The sequence below is a fragment of the Hymenobacter pini genome, assembly GCF_020421205.1.
Classification (GTDB): Bacteria; Bacteroidota; Bacteroidia; order Cytophagales; family Hymenobacteraceae; genus Hymenobacter; species Hymenobacter pini.
Map to the genome: position 1 here is coordinate 878,722 of NZ_JAIZZH010000001.1, position 19,687 is coordinate 898,408.

The following is a 19,687-nucleotide window of genomic DNA, read 5'->3' on the forward strand; positions in this document are numbered from 1 at the left end:
GCGGTCAGTAAAATCAGTTGTTGGCCGGGGCCTCAAAGCTGCGGGGAAGTATGAAGTCGGTGCCAATGGCCAGGCGGCCGATACCGGTGGGGCGGGCCTGCGGAGCGGCGGCAGTTCCAGCCTTGGTTTCCGTGAGCTGGTGCTGCTCGGCCGAGACGTACACGCTCCAGGGGCGGTGGGTGGCGTCTTCCAGGGGTTGAGGCTGGGCAGCAGCGGCGGCGGCGGCGCCGGCGGGGGTAGGGCCCTGCGTGTCGTAAAACAGGTACTGGTCGTCTTCGAGGGCCAGCTTAATCACCGAGAAACCCGTTATGGCCTCCACGTAGGGCAGCTGGTTGAGAAAGGATAGAATCATGCTGCTGGTGAGGCTGAAATGCAAGCCCTGGCGGGCGGGGTTGCGCGTATTCCAGGGCGAGAGAAACTCGTTGAGGGCCTGCTGAACCTGCTGAATCAGAGCGCCCGGCGGTGGGTTCTGCAGGCGGGCCGCTTTGGTGAATTGTACGCCCGCCCGTACCTGAATCATCTCGTACAGAGGGTTGCACACTTCCAGCTGCACCTGGGCGGAGGCCACCTTACGCACGAAATTCCGGATGTGGGCCAGGTGGTCGGGGCTGAACACGGGCAGGCGGTAGCCGGCCGTTACCGGCTGGTGCGGTACCACCATCAGCAATACCAGCCCCGGCCGGCGGTGGGTCTGGGGCACCTGGTTGGCACGCAGGCACTTCACCCGGAATACCTCCGGAAAATGCTCCAGTACCAAATGCTCATAATCCCAAGGGGTTACGGCCCGGCCCCGGTGGCGCAGCCGCTCACTTACGCGGGTGTTGTACTCGTCATGAGTTTCGGCGGAGCGCCCCCCAAATGAAGGTAGCGGCTGCGTTACTTTGGCTACTGCCGGCAGGGGCTTCAGCAGCCGCGTCAGGCTGTGGGCCGGCAGGTGGGCCTCGAAGGTGAGGTGCTGCTCGGGACTGGTAGCTAGGCGCACGGCGGGCACCACTTGGGTATGAATCTGGCGGACGTGGGGCACAAACTCGGCACCCCGCCGCACGGTGGCCCGCAACCAGTATAGCCCATCGGGCATGATGGTGTGATGGGTATCCAGGGCGGCGGGTAGGTGCAGGTGCACGGGCTGCTGCTCCGTCAGGCCGGCACTCTGGTCGTGCACCACATCGTCGCGGGAGGAGGTGCCGCTCGAAAACGGCCGCCATTCATCCCCCACCAGATAGGCCCATTCCACGGTGGGCTGCAGGTTGCGGTAGCCGGCCAGGGTCACCTCCTGCTGTCGGGGCAGGCTGGTGAACGGAGCCAGCTCAAACAGCAGGTTGATATCGAGCGGGGGCGTGAAGCCGGTGAGGCCAAAGTAGAGTGTGCCTTCATCCGTAAACTCGGGTAGCAGGCTGAGGTGGTAGGCCGGCCGCGGAAGCTGGGACTGCTCCGGCGAAACCGCAGCGGCCGGCTGGCAGCGGGTGGGCTGGTACTCGCCCAGCGGATGCACGTAGTAAAACTGCGCCTGCCCGGCCGCTGCCGGGCCAAACAAAGCTGGTACGTCAATTTCTTCTTCCGCCGCGTAGCTCAGCCAGGTGCTCTTGACCATGGGCACGAAGGGCGGGTGGGGCAGCGGGCGGGGGCGGGATGGGTTGCGGGCGTTGTACTGCAGGGTTTCTACCAGCAGCGGAGGGTATTGCTCAGTGCCAAAGCCGCTGGCCGGGGCCACCAGTTCCAGCCGGATGGCCCCGGTAGCGGCCTCCGCCTGCAAAGGCCCGTCCGCCACGGCCGGCTGCCGCCGGAAGTCGGCGGCGTGGGTAGCCAGCACCAGGTGGGTGCTGGGCAACAGCACCGTGCCGGCCGGTCGGCTCAGGTCGGGCATCGTCTGGAACAGGGCCAGCTGAGTTTCCGGGGTGGTTTGCGGTACCCAGCGCCAGTCGCGTCGGTAACTGGCCGCCACTTGGAAGGAGTCGTTGTGTAAAGGCGGCTGGTAGCCCTGGTAGTAATCCGCAAAGCCGTTGGGCTCCAAGGGCAACTGAGCCCAGTCCAGGGTCAGAATCAGCTGGGTCAGGCGCTTGCGGAACAGCTCCGGAAAGCCGACCAGTAAATAGTCCCCCGGCTGGGCCTGGGGCCCGAAGGGCGCAAACGGCAGCCCCGGAGCTAACGGCCCCAGCTGGTTGGCCAGCTGCAGGGTTTGCACATCCTGAGCCTGCACGCGCAGCGTAATCGTAAGGGGTTGCAGGGCGCTGAAGCTGGAATACGCGTAGTCCGGGGCCTGCTCATGAAGCTGCAGCCGCAGCACCGGCCACTCCGAGCGGAACTGCCCTGGGTGCAGGGCCGGCTGATGGGCCACAAGGGCGGGCTGCTCCCGGTCGATGGTCAGCTGCCAGCAGACGGTATGGGTGTCGGGTAGCAGGCGCAACTCCTGCACCCGTAGCGGCAGCCAGCCCTCGGTCCCGGTTACGTCCACCCGGAAAGGCTCCAAACCCAGTTTATCGAAGGCGCGCTGCAGGGGCGTACCGGCGGGGGCCAGCGCGGCGGCAAAGTGGGCAAAGCTGGCGGGCTCGCACCGTAGGCTCAGTTCCACCGTGCGACGACCTTCCCGCAACAGCAGCACGGCGGCCGATACAGCAAAGCCCACCGCCGCGCTGGTCATGGTACGGGCCGGAGGAGCCAGCAGTTCCTGGCTGCTGCCGAAGGGTGCCCACCCGGTGGCCGGGTCGGGGAGGGGGCGGCCCTGCCCATCGGCCGAGTTGGCCTGCGGTGCCACGTACACGCCCCGAACGGCCCCGGCGCTGAGCCCGCTCACGAATATCGAGCTTAGCTGCTCAAGCCGCCAAGGAGCCAGCCGTACCGGCTCGGTGGTGGTGAAAACTACCTGCTGCCCCTGCGCGTCCTTGCCGCCTTCCACCGTAATGCCGGCCGGCAGCCGGGCCTCCGGTACACCCTTGGCCAGCGTAAAAACCAGGAAAGCATGGTCGGGCCGGGCCGGGCGGGAAACCACGTGTAGCACCTGCCGGTAGTAGTAGTCGAGGTGGCGGCGGGGAATGTCGTTGAGTGCTTGCTGGGCGTGCTTGTACAGCTCCAGAAACGTGAGGAGCAAAGCCATTTCCGGGAGCATGTCGTTCTCCGGGGGCGTCTCCCGCAGGCTGCTACGCAGCACCCGTTGCGCCAGCGCGGCTAAAGAAGTTTGCGCCTTGTAAAACGTCCAGAGCAAATCAGTTAGCTCCTCATCCACGGCCGCCAGGGTGGCCGGCACGGGCGGCTGGGGCCGCGGGGTGGCCGACCAGATGTGCAGGAGCTGCTCGGGGCCCCGGTCGGAGGCCGTGCGGGCCGGGAGGCCGTAGTGTTCCAGCAATGCCCGCTCCAGGGTAGCAGCCCGCTGCAAGGGGGCAACCAGCTCGTCAACGGCGGCGTGCAGCTCGGCCTGAAACGTGCGGCGGGTGTGGCTGCGCAAGTGCGACTCGCACCAGTGGTCGAACTGGGTAGCCATCTTGTAAATCCGGCCCAGCAGGGTGCGGCGGGCCTGTTGCTGCTGCGCCGAGGTGGCCATTGGGTCCTGCACCTCCCGAATCAGCCGGGCAAAGTAGTCGTACTGGGCGGGCAGGCGCTGGGTGGCAATCTGGGCAATGATGAGCAGGCTGCGCTTTTCGCCAAGCCGCCAGGTCCGGCGGGTTTCTACCTGCCCATCCACCACCTCGTAATAGCGCACCAGCTTTGAGAAGTAGCTAACGTAGGCCAATAAATCCTCCGTCGTATAATCGGCCAGCACCACCCGACTGTCGAGCAGCAGCGGTTGGCGGCGCCCCGGCTGGGAGGTGCCGCTGTCCTGAAACGAAGGAGTGGAAGAAGGCCCCATACGCTACCGATGCCCGGCCAGTAAGGTGGCTTCGCGCTTAAATGGGTACACCACGTTGTGGCGGCTGTTGAGTGTGCGCACCCGGTAGTCCACCTCCAGCAGCAGCACCCCGTCGTTGATGCTGCCGGTATGCACCTCCACGCCCAGCAGGCTCACGCGGGGCTCAAACAGCAGCACGGCCTTATCCACGGTAGCCTTAATGCGTGTAATCACCGAGCTGTCTATCTGCTCGAACAGAAACTGGCGCAGGGCGCAGCCGTACTCCGGGTGCATAATCCGCTCTCCAGGGTGGGTGTTGAAGAGAATGTAGAGGCTCTGGCGGATGTCCTCCTCCTCGGCCACCAGCGTCAGTTGCAGGGTGCTGGGCTCAAAGGCCGTGGGAAAGCTCCAGCCCCGGCCCAGAAACGAGTTGGCGGGCTCTTCGCCGGCGCTGCTCCAGGAAAAACCGTCCATAATTATCCGCCAATTAGCACCGTAAAGCAGCCCAGCACAATGCTGCCGCCGTGGGCCGTGGCGTCGCCCATGCGGGCGGCCGGCGCGCCCCCAATCATCACTGTGGCCGAGCCCTGCACGATGCTGTCGGGCGGCCCCACGCACACGGCCGAGTCGCCGACGCGGGCGGCCGGGAGCTTGCCAATGAGCACCGTAGGGCAGCCCGGCCCGATAATGGGCCCGCCCACGTGCGGAATGGGGGGTACGGCGGGCGTCTGCATGGGGCAGGTATGCATGTCAGTAAGGCGGGCGGCGAAGGGCACGGGAAGGTGAATGGGTGAATGAAAGAATGGGGTTGCTGTTGCAACGAAGTGGAAGAGATGCTTCGACTTCGCTCAGCATGACGATGAAGCTGCCTGCTCTGCTGTCCGCTGACGCTAATTGATCATTACCATAGCGCCCTGCACTTTCACCTGCCCTGAGGCGGTCAGTTCAGCGGCGGCGGTGCCGGCCATTTTGAGCTGCATCTGGGCGGTGGCGTCCACGTTCAGGCCCTGTAGCTTCAGGTCGGCGGTGGCTTTGAGGGTGATGCCGTTGGTGGCCGTCAACTCAATGTTCTGCTGGGCTTTAAGCTGCAGGTTGGCGGCGCTGTCCAGCAGGATGCCGCTTTCCGAGAGCTGCACTTTGTTGTTCTTGGCGTCGGTGAGGGTGATGGTTTTGCCGTTGTCATCCAGCACGAACTTGTTGTCGCCGGGCGTTTTGATGGTGATGATTTTCTTGTCGTCATCAAACTCCACCGTGAGCTTATTGGGCGTCACCCAGCCCTTGAGGTTGTTCTTCTCGGCGGGCGTATAGGCCGGAGCCCGGCCGCTGCTGTAGAGCGCGCCCAGTATCACGGGCTGTTGCGGGTCGTTATTGAAAAAGCCCAGAATCACCTCGTCATTCACCTCTGGATAGAAGTAGGCCCCGCTGCCCGAGGAGGCGTAGGGGTGGCCCAGGCGTGCCCACAGCGTTTTGCTTTGTAACGCCGGCACCATCACTTCCACCCGGAACTCGTTGGCCGGGTCTTCGTGAATCTGCTTTATCACCGCGTTATACAGCCCCTGAATGCCCGGCAGCGGCCCCAGAATGGAGGGCGCGGCCACCTCGGGGTGCTGCTCCGCAAACCACCGCTCTTCCAGGCCCAGCGTTACTTCAGTTACCCAGTCGCCCTCGGCTAAGGTGTGCATTACGCCGGCTACGTAGGCGTTGCCGTTGAAGCGCGTACCCATGCCGGCCAGCGTTACCATGCAGCCCGGTACGGCCAGCGCGCTGCCCTGAAACCGCACGGTACCCTTGATTTTGGCCAGCGTTGATTTCAGCCAGAGCGCGTTGGCCCGGGCCTGTAGGCTTTCCTGCGTCACGGCTGAGGCCAGCTGCAAATCGTAGGAGGTTTCGGCCAGCACCTGGGCCAGCGTATCGGAGGTGACGTTGCCGGCCGTGGACACGCCGGGCTTCTGGGCCTCTGCTTCCAGCACGGCCTGGGTTTTGTAGTCCCAGGCCTGACTTTTCACGGCTTGGTACTGGGAGCGGGCATCCATTTCCAGGGAGAAATCGAAGATGTCAGCCCCGTATGTCAGGGCCAGCACCGGGTTGGCCGAGGTATCGGGGGCCGTAACCGTGAGCTTGCCCTGCTCGCTGAGCACTACCAGCCCGTTGGCTTCGGCCCGGGCCACCACAAAATCCCAATCAGTGCAGTAGTACTGCACCAGCTCGGGGTGGGAAACGGAGGTGTCGTCTACCGCCTTGCTCAGGCCGTGGGTGCCAATTACTTTGCTGATGGCGTCACTGTCGGTGCTGTCGGGGTACACGGCGGTTTTGCGGCCCACCGTCATGTTGGCGGCTTTGTCGCGGCACTCCAGCACCAGCAGCGGGGCATCGGCCCCAGCTTCCAACCCGTGTTTTACAATAAGACCTTTGAAGATGGTAGTGTCCTCGGTGTGGTAGCCGGCCTGAATGGTCAACTCCGTGCCGGGCAGAAAATCGGCCGAGTCGCTGATAGGAAAGTCCTCCGAGGATGGGCTGCCGTCGTGTAGCTCAATGCGGGCGTGGCCGATGCGGTTCACGCCCTTCTGCACCGTAATGGCGCGCACTTGGTAGGCCGTATTGATTTCGGTGCCGCCCGCCAGAATGCGGAAGGTCACAAGGTCGGTGGTGTTGGAAACGGGGCTGGGCGCGGACATGCGGTAAGCGAAAAGAAATAGAACGAAGGTGGTTTCTTACACCAGGGGCGGAAACACCAGCACGGAGCCAGGCTCCAGCCGGCGGAAGTTGATCAAGTCGTTGCGGCGGGCCACCTGAATGTAGTAGTCGGGCTTGCCGTAGATGCGGTGGCAGAGCGTGGGCAGCGTGTCGCCGGCCTGCACCCGGTGGTGGTGGGTAAGGTCCGAGGACTGCTTATCGGCCTGCTTGGCCAGGGTGGCGGGGTCGGTGAAGCCCACGAACGTGAGGCTCACCTTGGCCCGCAGCGGGGAGCCGTCGGGCTTAAACAGGGTGTAGCTGATGTCGAACTTGGTAAGGCGGCAGTTGAAGAGCAGGTTGCTCCAACTCAGCTGCACGTAGTACGGCGAGTGGAGCTTGCCCTGATACTCCAGCACCACGTTGCGCAGCTGCTTGATGCTTTTGCTCACGTCCAGCACCTTGCCCTCCACCGCCCCCGTGCCATCCAATAGCAAATCAAAGCTGACTTCCTCATCCCCGATGGCCTTGAATTTGGGTGCCTGGCCGTTCTGGCCCAGGGTTTCGGTTTTGGAGTAGGCAATGGCGTAGGTGTGGGAAAATGATTCGGGATTCAGAAACACAGTGTAGCTGTCCGCCCCCTTGGTGGTGAACTGCTCGTTCTCGTAGCTCTGAATCACCATCTTAACCAGGGTCATGCGCGGCTAGAACTGAAAAGGATAGTGGTGAAAAAGGACGCTTGCGGGCCTGTGGGGCAGGTTCAGCGTTCCTGCTGGCGGCGCAGCTGGGTTAGTACCTGCCGCACGCAACTCTCGGTGATTTCGCGGCGGAGCTGCTCGCGGGCCTCGGCACTGAAGGCCGCCTCCGGGCGGGTGGCGGGGAGGCGGCTTTCGTCGTGCACGGTTACTTTGATAATCAGCTCCCGAATTTCAATGGGCATAACTCAGAAAAGAATCTGGATGGAAAAAGCACGGCTCAGCGCACACGCTGCTGCTGGAAGCGGGTGTAGGTCAGCTCCAGGGTTTCAATGGCCAGGGCGTTTTCCTCGGCCTTGAAATCCGAAACGCTCCACTTCACGGGCCAGGCGTTTTCAAACGACCAGAACGCCAGCGTCTCGCCCGCCGGGTTCAACAAGCTCAGAAACACCTGCTTGGGTACGATAGGCTCGGACAAGTCCGAGCCTATCGTGGTGCGTACCCAGGCTGCCAGCGCCGAGCCTTCAATCAGCAGGCCCCGCTTGAGCACCAGGTTGCTGTACTTGGCCACGGTGGGCACCGTATACTTATACAGGTTCTGGCCGCCCTCCCCAATGGTTTCGGTTTCCCGCTCCACGGCCAGCCCCGAAACCTCCTGAAACGCCGCGTCGGCGGTGGTTTTGATGGCCTCGAACGAGAGCGTGAAGTAAAAACTGACGGGCGGATACCCTTTATCAGGCATGACTCAGGGATTAGCCGTTCTTGATTTCCAGGGTTTCGTAGGCTACCTCCAGGGTTTCCACGGCCACCTCGTTGCCGTCGGCCTTCAGGTCGGTGCCCTGAATTTTGGTGGGCCAGGCGTTATTCAGCGTCCAGGTCATGGTAGCGTTGCCGCCCTCGTCGCAGAGCATAATCACCACCGTAGTGCGCTTGATGAGGTTGAGCTTGATGGTGGAGTACCAGTCCCAGAAGTGGTTATCCTTCACGAAAATGCCCTTTTTGAGGGTTACGTTGCCCACCTTGGCCAAGCCGGGCATCTTGATGGTGGAGAAGGTGGGGCTGTTGCCGGCCCGGTACTCAATTATCTGGGTTTCGGTTTCGAGGCCGCTTACTTCCTGAAAAGGCACGTCGCCTTTGCCGTCGCCGAGGTCCACTTTGAAATAAAACTTAGGTAGGGGCCAAACGGCATCCTGTGCTTCACCAGCCATGAGCTTGCAGTCGTAAAAGTGAGGAAATCAGAAATGGAAATAGAAAAGCGCTAGGACTTCTGCATCTGCTGCTGGAAGCTGAGCACAATGAATTCGGCAGGGCGGGAAATGGCCACCTTGATGAACACGTTCATGTAGCCGTTCAGCACGTCGTCGCCGGTCATGGTGGTGCCCAGGCCCACGGCCACGCTGTAGGCGTCCTCGGGCTTGGAGCCAGCCAGCGCGCCCTGCTTCCACTGGTTGAACAGGAAGCTGCTGATCATGCTCTGCACCTTCACCCAGGTGTTGTTGTCGTTGGGCTCGAACACGTAGGCGCGGGAAGCCAGCTTAATGGACTGCTCCAGCATAATCATGGTGCGGCGCACGTTCACGTAGCGCCAGTCCTGGCTGTTGCCATCGAGGGTGCGGGCCCCCCACACCAGCACGCCCAGCCCCGGAAACGGCCGGATGGCGTTAACCGATTTGCCGGTAGCCGCGTCCACGTTCAGGCGGGCCTGGTCATTGTCGCTCAGGTTCACGGTGGGCGCTACCACGCTGTTGAGGCCCACGTTGGCGGGTGCTTTCCACACGCCCCGGTTGGTATCCACGGCCGTGTACACGCCGGCCATGGCCGCCGCCACGGGCAGGGTGTTGCGGTAGCGGGTAATGTTGTCGATGAGGCGCTTGTAGTCGAGGCTGGACGCCAGCAAAGCGTTATGCACCCGAATCACGTCCAGTTCGAAGGCCAGGTCCCGCTTCAGCTCCTCCACAGCGTATAGCCGCTGAGCTTCCTTCACCACGCCGGCGTAGTTGCTGAACAGACGGAGCATATCGGCCCGCTTGGCCCGTTCCGCCGGACTGATAGGAGGCTGGTCGTCGGCTGGCTGCTCGGCTAGGCTTTCCCGGGCAGCCGCTACAGCCGTATCAGCCAGGGCCGCGAAGCTGTCGAGCAGGTCCTTTTTCAGGTTCAGGAAGGAGGTTTCAATGGTGTTGACCACCGTGGTAACCACCCAAGGGAAATAACCCACCCCGTACTTCAGGTAGTTGGTCGAAACCCCTTCGCGAAAGGCCACAATGGGGTTTTTCTCCTTATCGTCGCTGTTGAGGACCAGCGGGTCCGTTACGGCACCCTTGTATACGTCCAGCAGGGCCACGCACCGCTGGGTGGCGTTGCAGTGGCCCAGCATGGCCTGGGCTACGGTGTAATACTCATCACGAGGCAGGCGTAGCGCGTCGGGGCACACTACCATCGTGGGTTCCTGCTCATATACCAGGGAGGCAATGGCGTCCAGAAACAGGTCTTTGGGCGCTTTGGGCGCGGCGGCCGGCTCCTTCACTTCCTTCTTAGCACCTCCTTTCGGGTCGTCCTCCACCTTGGGGTCGTCCTCCGTCTTGATATCCTCTTTGTCCTGCTCCCCCATGCTTGTTCCTGCGTACTCACCGATGGAGATGATGTAGCAGGTAGCTCCGCCGTTCTGGTAAAACAGCCGGATGTTGTTGTAGAGGTAGTACACTTCGTCCTGCTCGGGCGTCAGGGCATACTTGGTTAGTACGGCGGTGGTAGGGCTATAATCCGCCGCATCCAGGCTGCTGATTTGCAACGGCAGGGGCTGCACGGCCAGATCAGCTCCCAGCGAGGCTACCGTGTTACCGGCATCCAGCTTGGTCAGGTTAAACAGGGGAGTATTGCCCTGGCCGAAATAGGTTTCGTACTCCTTCAGCGAGGTAACGCGCTGGGGCCGGTTACTCAGGTCTTCGCCATTGTAATTGGCCTTGGCCGTGTACCCGATGAAGGCCGGAATGGCCGTGCCCACCTCCACTACCGAGTTGGGAAAGGCGTTTATCTCGTTGATGTAAACGCCGGGGGTTTGCTGTTCCATAAGAGGAGATTGGGGTTAAGGATGAAAAAGGAAAAAAATCAGAGGTGAACGAAGATTTCAGCGTACACGGCCCCGGTTTCGGCCCCACTAGGCCAGGTGGCCGGCACCGGGCGCAGCAGCTCAGGGCCGGGGGTAGGCAGCAGGGCAATGAGCCGGCCGGGCTGGTTGCTCCCGCTCAGGGGCGGACCCGCAGACAGGCGTGGGCGGGGCTCGGGCCGGGCGTAGCGGAGGGCGCAGGTGTAGCGGGGCCGCTCCCGCAGGACAATGGGCTCACGGGACAGAAAAGCAGCGGCTACGCCGGGCGGGGGCGGCACCCGCTCAAAATCAATGGGGGGCGGGGCTGGCGGCTCGGTGGGGTCATCAGTTCGGGCCGTGGCTTTTACCGAAAGTTCTGCGTCGGGCTGCTGCCAGGGCTTATCGGCGGGTGGGCGGTAGCGAAACTGGTAGCACCAGTGGGCTGCCCGAGCAGTAAAGCAGAGCTGCACAGTCAGGGGCAGCATCTGTAGGGCCGGCTGGTCAATTTCGAGCACGCCCCAGGCCTGGGCAGCATACAGTTGCTCATCGGCGTAAAAATCGAGGGCGTTGGTCCCGGCTACGCGCAGCTGGTAGCGCCCCCCGCCTTCCCGGCGTACATCCAAGGCCACCCGTCCCGCTTCGTCCAGCAGTACCCGGCCGGCCGCGTCCAGGGGCAGGGCCGCCGCCACGGTAGCTCCCCGAGCTACTGCCAGCACCCGAACCGCCGGACGGGCGGCGGGCAGCTGCCCGGTATCGGCCGTGAGGGTGGCGGGTGTGAGCGGCAGCAGCAGGGCCTTTTCCGCCTTCAGCTTCACCAGGGCACCCTTGGCCGCGCGCACTTGGAAGTAATGAATGGGGCGGCGACCCTGCGCGGGCCTGGGCTCAGAAGGCGCAGGCAGCACCGTGAAACCGGCAAAATCCGGCCGGAGTGGTTCCAGCTGAAACCGCAGCGGAAACAGAAAGTCAGGCAGGGCCCAGGCGGCAGCGGGGTCGTTCAGGTCGCGCAGAATGGCCAGGCCGTTGGCCGTGGGCTTCACCCAGAGGCCGGCCCGTTGCAGGTGGCGGGTCGTGGCGGCGGTGGGCGTAATCCGGACGGCCGGCGTATCCGGGGCTTGGAAATAGTCGTGCCGCTGCTCTATTGCGCACAGGAGTTGGTAGGTCTGGCGCATGGCTAGCCGGCGTACTGGTCAATGGCCCCGATGCCCGGCAGCGTGGCTCCGTCGGCATCATCCTGTAGCGTCAGCATCCGCACTTTATAGAGCACGCCCGGCAGATATTTGCTGCCCAGCATTCCCCACAGCTGACTCCATTCGTGGGTAGTGGCAGTTTCCAGCTCCACCAGAACCTTTTCCAGGCGACGGTCCAGCGTGGGGGTATTTTGGGCCGTGAGCACGTTTTTGCGCTGAAAGAAGGTAAGACCCGCCCCTAAAAACTTCAGCGCCTCAGAGTAGTCGCTGAAATTGGCTGCCAGCAACACGCGCAGGTTCAGCCGGATGGCCGGATTGCTGCGGGCATACTCGGGCCCATTCGTGCCGGGAGTAGCCCGGCCGGCCGGCCCATTCCGCAGGGTGGTTTCCTGCTCCAGATTTACCAGCGTAATACACAGGCGGTTGAGCGTTGTCGGTAGCGAATTGCCATCGGGCCCGGTGTAGGGCGTCAGGAGGGCGCGGTCCTGGTTATCGGTCAGGTGGAAAACCTGGTTGAGGTAGGAGTTCAACTCGTCGGTGAGAGCCTGCAGAGCCTGCTGAATCATAGCGTAATAGGAGCGGGTTCTTCGGAGCGGCGGCACACAGCGGTGCCGGCCAACGGCCCGAAAAGGCGCGGTCAGATAATACCAGTAAAAAAGTGTAACAGTTAGGGCCGGTCAGCCGTAGCAGGAAGCCGAAGTGCCTGAGGACGTTGTCCGCCAACCGTTGACGCGGTTCGTAATCCGGCCTGAGCAGGGCCAGAAAGGAAGTAAAGAATACGCATAGAAAAGCTATTGCGGACGCCGGCTGGTTGTAGCCCGGCAAGCCAGTGAGAGAACAGGTTTCCGTACCCTTTGCACAAGCAGGGGCTACGGAATAAGTAGCCGGTAGGCTACACTGGACGCAATAGGAGAATAGAAGGGCGAGGAAATTACTTGCGCACAGACTTACATCAATGCGCCGCCAATAATAAGGATTTTACACGCAGAGTTATGTGTAAAGCAATTGTATCTTTCTAATATTGTATGGCTTTTACAAGAAGTGTGGCGCACACGTCCGCAATTAGTTGCAGATGCAGCTAAATCAAAGGAGATGGTGTTGTGCCCGCAGCATAAAATACCAGGTTATCCACCACGCAACAGCCCGACGGTACTAGCTACCGCCGGGCTGTTGCGTGGTGGATAACCTGGTATTGACTACCGCACTGGCTTGGGAATAATGGGCAAGCTCTCGTGGCCTTCAGCATCTACGCTTACCACCCCAAAGATGTAGTTGTCCTTGCTATGGGGCAGGTCGGCTTTGAGGTCGGTTACGAAGAACTTCTGCTGCCACTCAGGGGCGCTGGTTTCGCGCATGAGCACGTAATAGCCGGCCGGCCGCTCGCCGGTTTTAGGGGCTTCCCACTTGAGTTGGGTGCGGTTGGTGAGCTCCGCCGTGAGTACGCCTACGTTTTCGGGGGCGGCGGGAGCCAAGGCCAGCGAGGCCAGGGTAGCCAGGTTTACGCCGGTGTTGCGGCGCAGATAGGCAAAGTCCATAAACTTGGCGTAGTCGCCGTACTCAGTACCATTTTCGGTGCGCAAATCCTGGTGCTGGTGGCGGAAATCCTCGTTCATCTCTGAGAAACGCACCGCCGTGAACCCCTGCTGGTTAAAAGGCGTGTGGTCGCCGCCGCGCAAAAACCGGTCGGGCCGGTACTCCAGCACTACCTCGTGGCCGGGCACGTACTGCTGGCAGGCTATGCGGGTGTAGCGGGCTAGCTGGCGGCTGGGTGAGTCGTTTTCTGAGGAAAGTGTGCGGCGTACTTTGGCTTCATCGGCGGTTTCGGTGGCGGGCACGCCCTCACTGAATACACGCAGGCGCTTGTCATCCTTGATTTCCGGGTCGTGGCCCGTAGAGCTGCCCATGATGTCGTTGTTGAGCATAGCCACCAAGTTCCAGCCCTCCTTTTTGGCCCGCTTGGCCAGGTGCGTGGAGCCGTAGAGGCCCTGCTCTTCGCCCTGCACTGCCACAAAAATGATGGTAGCCGGAAACTGCTGCTGACTCATCACCCGGGCCAGCTCCATTACGGCCACCGTACCCGAGCCGTCGTCGTTGGCCCCGGGCGCATCGGCCGTGGCGTTCATCACATCCGTCACCCGCGAGTCGATGTGGCCGCTCACAATAAATACGCGCTTGTCGGTGGGGTCGGTGCCGGGCAGGGTGGCCATCACGTTGGCCATTACCACGGGCCGGTTGATGCGGCGGCCGTCAGGCTTGATGGTGAAGGTATCCTGCTCTACTTTCAGGCGGCCCCCGCTGGCTTTACTGTACTTCCGGAACTCGTCTTCCACCCAGTTGCGGGCCGCCCCAATACCGCGCTTTTTGCTCTTGGTGTCGCTCAGGGTATGGCGGGTGCCAAAGCTCACCAGCTTATCAATATCCTCGCGCAGCCGCTGCTCCGATACGTCCTGTACCATGCGGGTGATGAGCGGATCGGGGGTGACGGTGGGCTTGGTTTGGGCGAAAACGGGCGCGGCTAGGCCCAGCGTGAAAAGTAGCGAAAGAGAACGGCGCATAGGGTTTGGTTGAGTGCGGGATAGAGACGCAGATTTACGCCTGCGCGTTGCGGCCGTAAGGTAGCCAAGGGCCGAAGAAGTATCGAAGTTCAAGCACTGTCATTCCGGGTAAAGCCAGAAATCTGGGGATAGTTATTTGCCAAGAAACTCAGATTCCTCGCTTCACCCGGAATGACAGTGCTTGCAATGGATATTAGTGTAATACAGACACCAGCGCGCTGGCCGCATTACCGCCAAACCCGGCAGCATTCACCAAAATGCGCCGGATAGGTTGCTTGGGATAAGAGGCCAAATCAGGGCCAACCGGAGGAGTAGGCCACTGCTGGGTTTCCAGTACGTGCAGGGCGAAATCCAGGCTCAGGGCCGCCGAGGCTCCCAGCGTGTGCCCCACCAGCCACTTGTTGGACAGCAACGGCGGAAGCTGTTCCCCGAACACGGCGCTTAGAGCCGCCCGCTCAGCCGCGTCGCCGGCCGGCGTACCGGGGCTGTGCAGGACCACGGCGTCTACCTCGGCGGGCTGCACGCCGGCCTGGCCAAGAGCCTGCCGGATGGCTTGCTGAAAGTGCTGCCCATCGGGCGAAAGGCCCGTTTTGCTGCCGATGGCCTCGAAGCCAAAGCCCACGCTTTCCAGCACCAGTAGCGGGTTGTCGAGGCGGATTTTCAGCAGATTGGCCCGGCTTACTTTCTCCAGGGCAAACACGGCGGCACCCTCACCCAGCACAAACGTGGACGGACGCCCCGCCCCAGGCCGGCAGGGCCAATCGGCCGCCGCAAACGGCGAGTAGATGCCAATGGCCCGCATCTGGGCCAGCGTAAAATCGGTGAGCGGGGCCTCGGTACCGCCGGCCAGAAACCGGGTGGCCATGCCCGCCCGCAGCCACGCCGTGGCGTTGCCCAGGGCCTGAAATGCACTGCTGCAGGTGCTGGAATGGCTGAGCGCCGCGCCACCGGTACTGCCCGCATCAAACGCTACCCAGCTTGCCACGTTACCCAGGGTGGTAAGGGGCGAGGCCACGGCCGAAACGGTGCCTTCCGCCAGAAACTCCGCGTGAAATTCCTCCAGCCGCCCGGTGGCGCCCCGGCTACTGCCAATGCTCACCGCGAGTTGAGTTGCCGGTTGCCAGTTGTCAATTACCCGTTGTGAGGGGGGAGTTGCCGGTTGTCGGTTGTCGGTTGTCCCGAGAGACGCTGAGGCGGTACGGTCCTCTACAATTGGTACTTCGGGATGGGATGTATCAGCAACTGACGGCTCATAGCTGGCAACCGGCAACTGGCAACCGGCAACTAACCACTTGGCCTGGGCCGTGGCCTCACGGGCGGCCAGCAGCGCCAGCAGTACGGTGCGGTCGAGTTGACGGAAGGCAGGGTTGCTGCGGCGCACTTCAGCCAGCGCAGCTTCAGCGGCGGGCGGTAAAGCGGCTACGGGTACGCCCGTGCCGTGCGCTGTGAAGGGCGAGGCGTCCGCGTTGGCGGGCACTAGGCTGAAACCCAGCGACGATACCCGGCCCCGGCCCCGGATAACTATCAGTTCTTGCTCTGCGGACGCCAAGCTAATCATGCAGGTACTCGGGCAAAGTGGATTCCGGCGCAAAGTTCAGTACCAATTCGCGCATGCGGCGCAGCACGTCGTACAGCAGCTCCAACTCGGCGTTGGTGGTACAATAGGGCGGCAGCAGGTACACTACGTTGCCCAGGGGGCGTAGTACTACGCCGCTGTCGATAGCCAGCTGGTAAAAGGCGTCGCGGAGGCGGCTGAAATAACTGGTGCCCTCACCGGGGTCGTACTCCACGGCCAGAATGGTACCCCGGTGCCGCACGGCCCGGATGCCCGGCTGGCCTTCCAGCGCCTGCCGGAACGCAGCGTGGGCGGCCTCAATGCGCTGGCGCTGTTGGGTACACTCCTCGGCCCGCGTGAGCTCCAGACTGGCCAGGGCGGCGGCGCAGGCCACGGGGTTGGCCGTGTACGAATGGCCGTGGAACAGGGCCCGCATCTTATCCTGGCTAAGGAAGGCCTCGTAGATGGGGGCGGCGCAGGTGGTCAGGCCCATAGCCAGGGTGCCGCCCGTCAGGCCCTTGGAAAAGCACATGATATCGGGCTGCTCCGCCAGCAGAGAGCTGGCAAACAGCGGCCCGGTCCGGCCGAAGCCGGTCATCACCTCATCGGAAATGCAGAGCACGCCGGCCTGGCGGCAGCGGCGCAGCATCTCGCTCAGCACCTCGGGCTCATACATCACCATGCCGGCCGTGCCCAGCACCAGCGGCTCGAAGATGAACCCGGCCACATCGGGGCGCTGCAGCAGGCTGTCCAGCTGAGCCAGGGTTTCTGCCTCCTGGCCCGGCACCGGTACCGGCAGAAACTCCACCTCAAACAGCAGGGGCCAGAAGGGTTCCGTGAAGGCCCCACGGGCACTTACGGCCATAGCCCCAAAGGTGTCGCCGTGGTAGGAGTTCTGAAAGCACAGGAACGTGCGCCGCTCCGGCTGGCCCTGGTTGTGGAAGTACTGCAGCGCCATTTTCAGGGCCACTTCCACGGCCGTGGAGCCATTATCGGAGTAGAAAACGCGGGCCTGGTTGGCCGGTAACAGGGCCAGCAGCTGCTCGGCCAATTCTACGGCCGTAGGGTGCGTGAAACCGGCAAACAGCACGTGCTCCAGGGTGCGCAGTTGCTCGCTCACGCGCCGGGCAATCTGCGGATGAGCGTGGCCGTGCAGATTCACCCACCACGAGGAAATACCGTCGAGGTAGCGGGTGCCGTCTTCGGCAATCAGCCAGCTGCCCTCACCGCGTACGATGGGCACGGGCAGCGGGGCAGTTTGCATTTGGGTGTAGGGGTGCCACAGCACGGCGTGGTCGCGCTGGGCCAGGGAAATAGGGTGGGGCATTGTGAGGTGGGGCCGGAACTACCAGCCGGGACAAAGCTACAACCGGCCGCGCTAGTGGTGGTTTTCAGGCATCTTTCGTGCCCGGCGGTTGGTATATTCATCGGGCACCAAAGATGCTGCCTACAGCCCAAACCATACCCTGAAATCAGCGGCGTAGCGGCTTACTACGGCGGGAGTTACCAGCGGCTCGGGTAGTACCCGGGGCATGACGGGCACGCCGGTGTGCTCCGCAATAAAGTTTTCGGTAGCCGGCGTGGGCTCCCCGTTGAACACGAGGCCGCGCACCCGCATCCCCCGCGCTTGCAAAGCTTCCAGCGTAAGCAGGGTGTGGTTGATGCTGCCCAAGTAATTCCGCGACACTACTACCACGTCCAGCGCAAACTGCTGCGCCAAATCGGCAATAAGGAAACCGGGGGCCAGCGGCACAAGTAGGCCGCCGGCGCCTTCTACCAGCAAATGATTGTCGGTAGCGGGCAACTGAAAATCCTCGGGGCTCAGGGTTAGGCCCTCGGCGGCGGCCGCGGCGTGGGGCGAGGCCGGCAGCTGCAGCCGGTACCGCTCGGGCCAGAACCGGCTCACGGGGTTCTGCACGAGGCTCCGCACGGTGGCTGCGTCGGTGGTGGGGGTGAGGCCGGCCTGCACGGGCTTCCAGTAATCGGCTAGCAGGGCTTCGGTGATGATGGCCGAAACCAGGGTTTTTCCCACGTCGGTCCCAATGCCGGTGATAAAGAGTCGTTCCAAGTCAGAAAAGGCTAAAATCTGGTTATCCGATGACTAAGACAGGTCCAGATGCTCGAAGTGAGCAGTAGAAATAGAAACGCCTGCCCATAAGTTTTATAGGTTTGCACGAAATCTCCGGTTCGGGGGCAACGCCGCTACTCGCACTAGAGTGGTTTCTGCGCAACCAGCAGCAGCTCATGGTCCGTCTGCCCGTCAGACTTCTGAAAAGGCTGCCGTTGGAGCTGCAACAGGCGAAACTTTCGCGCTTCCAGCGTATTGAGCAGAAAATGAGCGGAATGATACTGGATGTACACCCGGTCGCCCGCGCTGGAGGTTTGCCAGCCCGCCGCCGCGTCGCTGCTTTCCATAGTGCTGAGGTAGAACGCGCCGCCCGGTACCAACAGCTGGGCTACGTCGCCAATGAGGGTGGCGGCTTCCGGAGGAGTCAGATAGGGCAAGCAGAAGGAGCAAAGTACCCCGGCAAACCGCCCCGGCAGCTGGGCCACGTCCCGGCAATCCATCTGCACGAAGGTCGCCTCCGGATTATTAGCTTGAGGCAGGGCCAGCATGTTAGGGGCCAAATCGAGGCCTGTGAGCTGTAGTTTCGGGCGCTTTTCCGCCACGTAGCGCATCACGTTGCCGGGGCCGCAGCCTATATCCAGCACTGCTCCCTCAGTCAGCGGAAGCGCCGAGCAAAACACATCTAGCATTGGCCCATAGGCCGATACATCCATGTATCGGCGCTGGTATTGCTCCGCCAGCTTGTCGAAGGTTGCTACCGATATCTGCGTTGGGTTCATAACTTCCGACAAGGGAGAATTAGCACTGGTTTCAAGCTGGTGATGCACGTCAGGCAACTGACTCCTGCAGTGCCGCCGCCAGCCTATCAATTTCAGCCTCGGAGTTGTAGCTGTGCACGATAAGTCGCAGCCGCTCCGTGCCCACCGGCACAGTAGGCGATACGATGGCGCGCACATCGAAACCCGCGGCCTGGGCGGCGGCGGCCACGGCCCGCACCGCCGCCGGACCCGGCTGATTGGGAAAAAATACCGGGTGAATAACGTGGCTGGCCGCTGGCACGTGCAGGCCGAACACCGCATTCAGGCGGGTTTTAAGGTAGTCGGACAGGGCAAACAGCCGGGCCCGCTCCGGCCCGAGCTCGGGCAATACCGCGTAGGCCGCCGTGAGGGCCGCTACTGCAAGCGGAGGCAGGGCCGTGGTGTAGATAAATGGGCGGCTGGTGCTCAACAGGTAGTCGCGCAGCAAAGCCGGGCCCGCCACGGCCGCGCCCTGGTTGCCCAGGGCCTTGCCAAACGTGAGGACGCGCGCAAACACGTCGGCTTCCAAGCCCAGCTCGGTTACCAATCCTTCGCCGTGGGGGCCGTAGAGGCCGTTGGTGTGGGCCTCATCCACCACCAGATACGCGCTATGCTCCCGGCACAGGGCCGCCAGTTCGGCCAGCGGGGCCATGTCGCCATCCATAGAGTACAGGGCCTCCACCGCCACAAATACGCAGCCCGTGGCCCGGTCCAGCTTACGGCATAGGTCGGTGAGGTCGTTGTGGCGGAAGCTCCAGGCTGTGGCAAATGAGCCCCGAATTCCGTCTTTTACGGAGGCGTGGGAGGCGTCGTCGTACAGAATAGTATCGCCGCGCCGAGGTACGGCCGCAAAGAAGCCCATGTTGGCGGCGTAGCCCGAGTTGAACAGCAGGGCGGCCTCAGCACCGTGGAATGTAGCCAGGCGGGCTTCTAGGGCCTCTGCCGCCAGGGAGTTGCCGGAAAGCAGGCGCGAGCCGGTGCTGCCGGCGGGCAGCGTTGCGGCCGCGGCCAGCACGGCCGCCCGCACCTGCGGATGCCGGCTCAGGCCCAGATAATCATTGGAGCTGAAATCAAGCAGCGCAGCCGGAGCCGGTAAACGACGGCGGGTGCCGGCATCCTCGCGTTTGGCCAGCTCAGTCTGTAGGCGTTGGTGAAGGGGCGTGGGCATTGGAGAAGCCGATAAAAAGCTTTCATCCTGAGTAAAACGAAGGACCTTATTACGCTGGAACGAAGGACGTAACAACGTGATAAGGTCCTT

General features: G+C 62.6%; 17 protein-coding genes. All 17 read right to left on the bottom strand.

The features are described 5' to 3' along the window. Positions 1-13: 13 nt before the first annotated feature. Positions 14-3,841, bottom strand: a complete 3,828-nt coding sequence (locus LF252_RS03665; RefSeq protein ID WP_226267687.1) for a baseplate J/gp47 family protein — start codon at positions 3,839-3,841, stop codon at positions 14-16. 3 nt (positions 3,842-3,844) lie between these two features. Continuing rightward, complete coding sequence (locus LF252_RS03670) at positions 3,845-4,294, bottom strand: GPW/gp25 family protein (protein ID WP_226267689.1); 450 nt, start codon at positions 4,292-4,294, stop codon at positions 3,845-3,847. 2 nt (positions 4,295-4,296) lie between these two features. After that, entirely contained in the window at positions 4,297-4,596 is a 300-nt protein-coding gene (locus tag LF252_RS03675) for a PAAR domain-containing protein (RefSeq protein WP_226267691.1), read from the bottom strand. A gap of 114 nt (positions 4,597-4,710) precedes the next feature. After that, positions 4,711-6,495 (bottom strand): type VI secretion system tip protein VgrG, encoded by a 1,785-nt coding sequence (gene vgrG / locus LF252_RS03680; RefSeq protein WP_226267701.1) that lies wholly within the window; start codon positions 6,493-6,495, stop codon positions 4,711-4,713. Between the two features lie 36 nt (positions 6,496-6,531). After that, the gene (locus tag LF252_RS03685; RefSeq protein WP_226267703.1) at positions 6,532-7,188 is read right to left on the bottom strand and encodes a CIS tube protein; all 657 of its coding nucleotides are present in this window, start codon (positions 7,186-7,188) and stop codon (positions 6,532-6,534) included. A 62-nt stretch (positions 7,189-7,250) separates the two neighbouring features. Further along, a complete protein-coding gene (locus LF252_RS03690; protein WP_226267714.1) occupies positions 7,251-7,430 on the bottom strand; it encodes a DUF5908 family protein in 180 nt (59 codons plus the stop codon). Between the two features lie 35 nt (positions 7,431-7,465). Continuing rightward, positions 7,466-7,927 (bottom strand): phage tail protein, encoded by a 462-nt coding sequence (locus LF252_RS03695; RefSeq protein ID WP_226267716.1) that lies wholly within the window; start codon positions 7,925-7,927, stop codon positions 7,466-7,468. Positions 7,928-7,937: 10 nt separating this feature from the next. After that, positions 7,938-8,393, bottom strand: a complete 456-nt coding sequence (locus tag LF252_RS03700; protein ID WP_226267718.1) for a phage tail protein — start codon at positions 8,391-8,393, stop codon at positions 7,938-7,940. Between the two features lie 50 nt (positions 8,394-8,443). Beyond that, a complete protein-coding gene (locus LF252_RS03705; protein ID WP_226267720.1) occupies positions 8,444-10,252 on the bottom strand; it encodes a phage tail sheath family protein in 1,809 nt (602 codons plus the stop codon). Between the two features lie 38 nt (positions 10,253-10,290). Then, the gene (locus LF252_RS03710) at positions 10,291-11,436 is read right to left on the bottom strand and encodes a hypothetical protein (protein ID WP_226267722.1); all 1,146 of its coding nucleotides are present in this window, start codon (positions 11,434-11,436) and stop codon (positions 10,291-10,293) included. 2 nt (positions 11,437-11,438) lie between these two features. Then, positions 11,439-12,020 carry a DUF4255 domain-containing protein gene (locus LF252_RS03715; protein ID WP_226267724.1) on the bottom strand — a complete coding sequence of 194 codons (582 nt, stop codon included), beginning with the start codon at positions 12,018-12,020 and terminating at the stop codon, positions 11,439-11,441. 630 nt (positions 12,021-12,650) lie between these two features. Then, positions 12,651-14,009 carry a M28 family metallopeptidase gene (locus LF252_RS03720; protein ID WP_226267725.1) on the bottom strand — a complete coding sequence of 453 codons (1,359 nt, stop codon included), beginning with the start codon at positions 14,007-14,009 and terminating at the stop codon, positions 12,651-12,653. A gap of 193 nt (positions 14,010-14,202) precedes the next feature. Beyond that, a complete protein-coding gene (locus LF252_RS03725) occupies positions 14,203-15,567 on the bottom strand; it encodes a beta-ketoacyl synthase N-terminal-like domain-containing protein (protein ID WP_226267732.1) in 1,365 nt (454 codons plus the stop codon). Next, positions 15,560-16,891: an adenosylmethionine--8-amino-7-oxononanoate transaminase gene (gene bioA / locus LF252_RS03730; protein WP_226267734.1), complete on the bottom strand. Its 1,332-nt coding sequence runs from the start codon at positions 16,889-16,891 to the stop codon at positions 15,560-15,562. The genes LF252_RS03725 and bioA overlap by 8 nt, the downstream gene beginning before the upstream one ends. A 120-nt stretch (positions 16,892-17,011) precedes the next feature. Further along, positions 17,012-17,632, bottom strand: a complete 621-nt coding sequence (bioD, locus tag LF252_RS03735) for a dethiobiotin synthase (RefSeq protein ID WP_226267736.1) — start codon at positions 17,630-17,632, stop codon at positions 17,012-17,014. 143 nt (positions 17,633-17,775) lie between these two features. Continuing rightward, positions 17,776-18,411 carry a class I SAM-dependent methyltransferase gene (locus LF252_RS03740; RefSeq protein ID WP_226267737.1) on the bottom strand — a complete coding sequence of 212 codons (636 nt, stop codon included), beginning with the start codon at positions 18,409-18,411 and terminating at the stop codon, positions 17,776-17,778. 49 nt (positions 18,412-18,460) lie between these two features. Then, positions 18,461-19,597 carry an aminotransferase class I/II-fold pyridoxal phosphate-dependent enzyme gene (locus LF252_RS03745; protein ID WP_226267738.1) on the bottom strand — a complete coding sequence of 379 codons (1,137 nt, stop codon included), beginning with the start codon at positions 19,595-19,597 and terminating at the stop codon, positions 18,461-18,463. Positions 19,598-19,687: the final 90 nt, after the last annotated feature.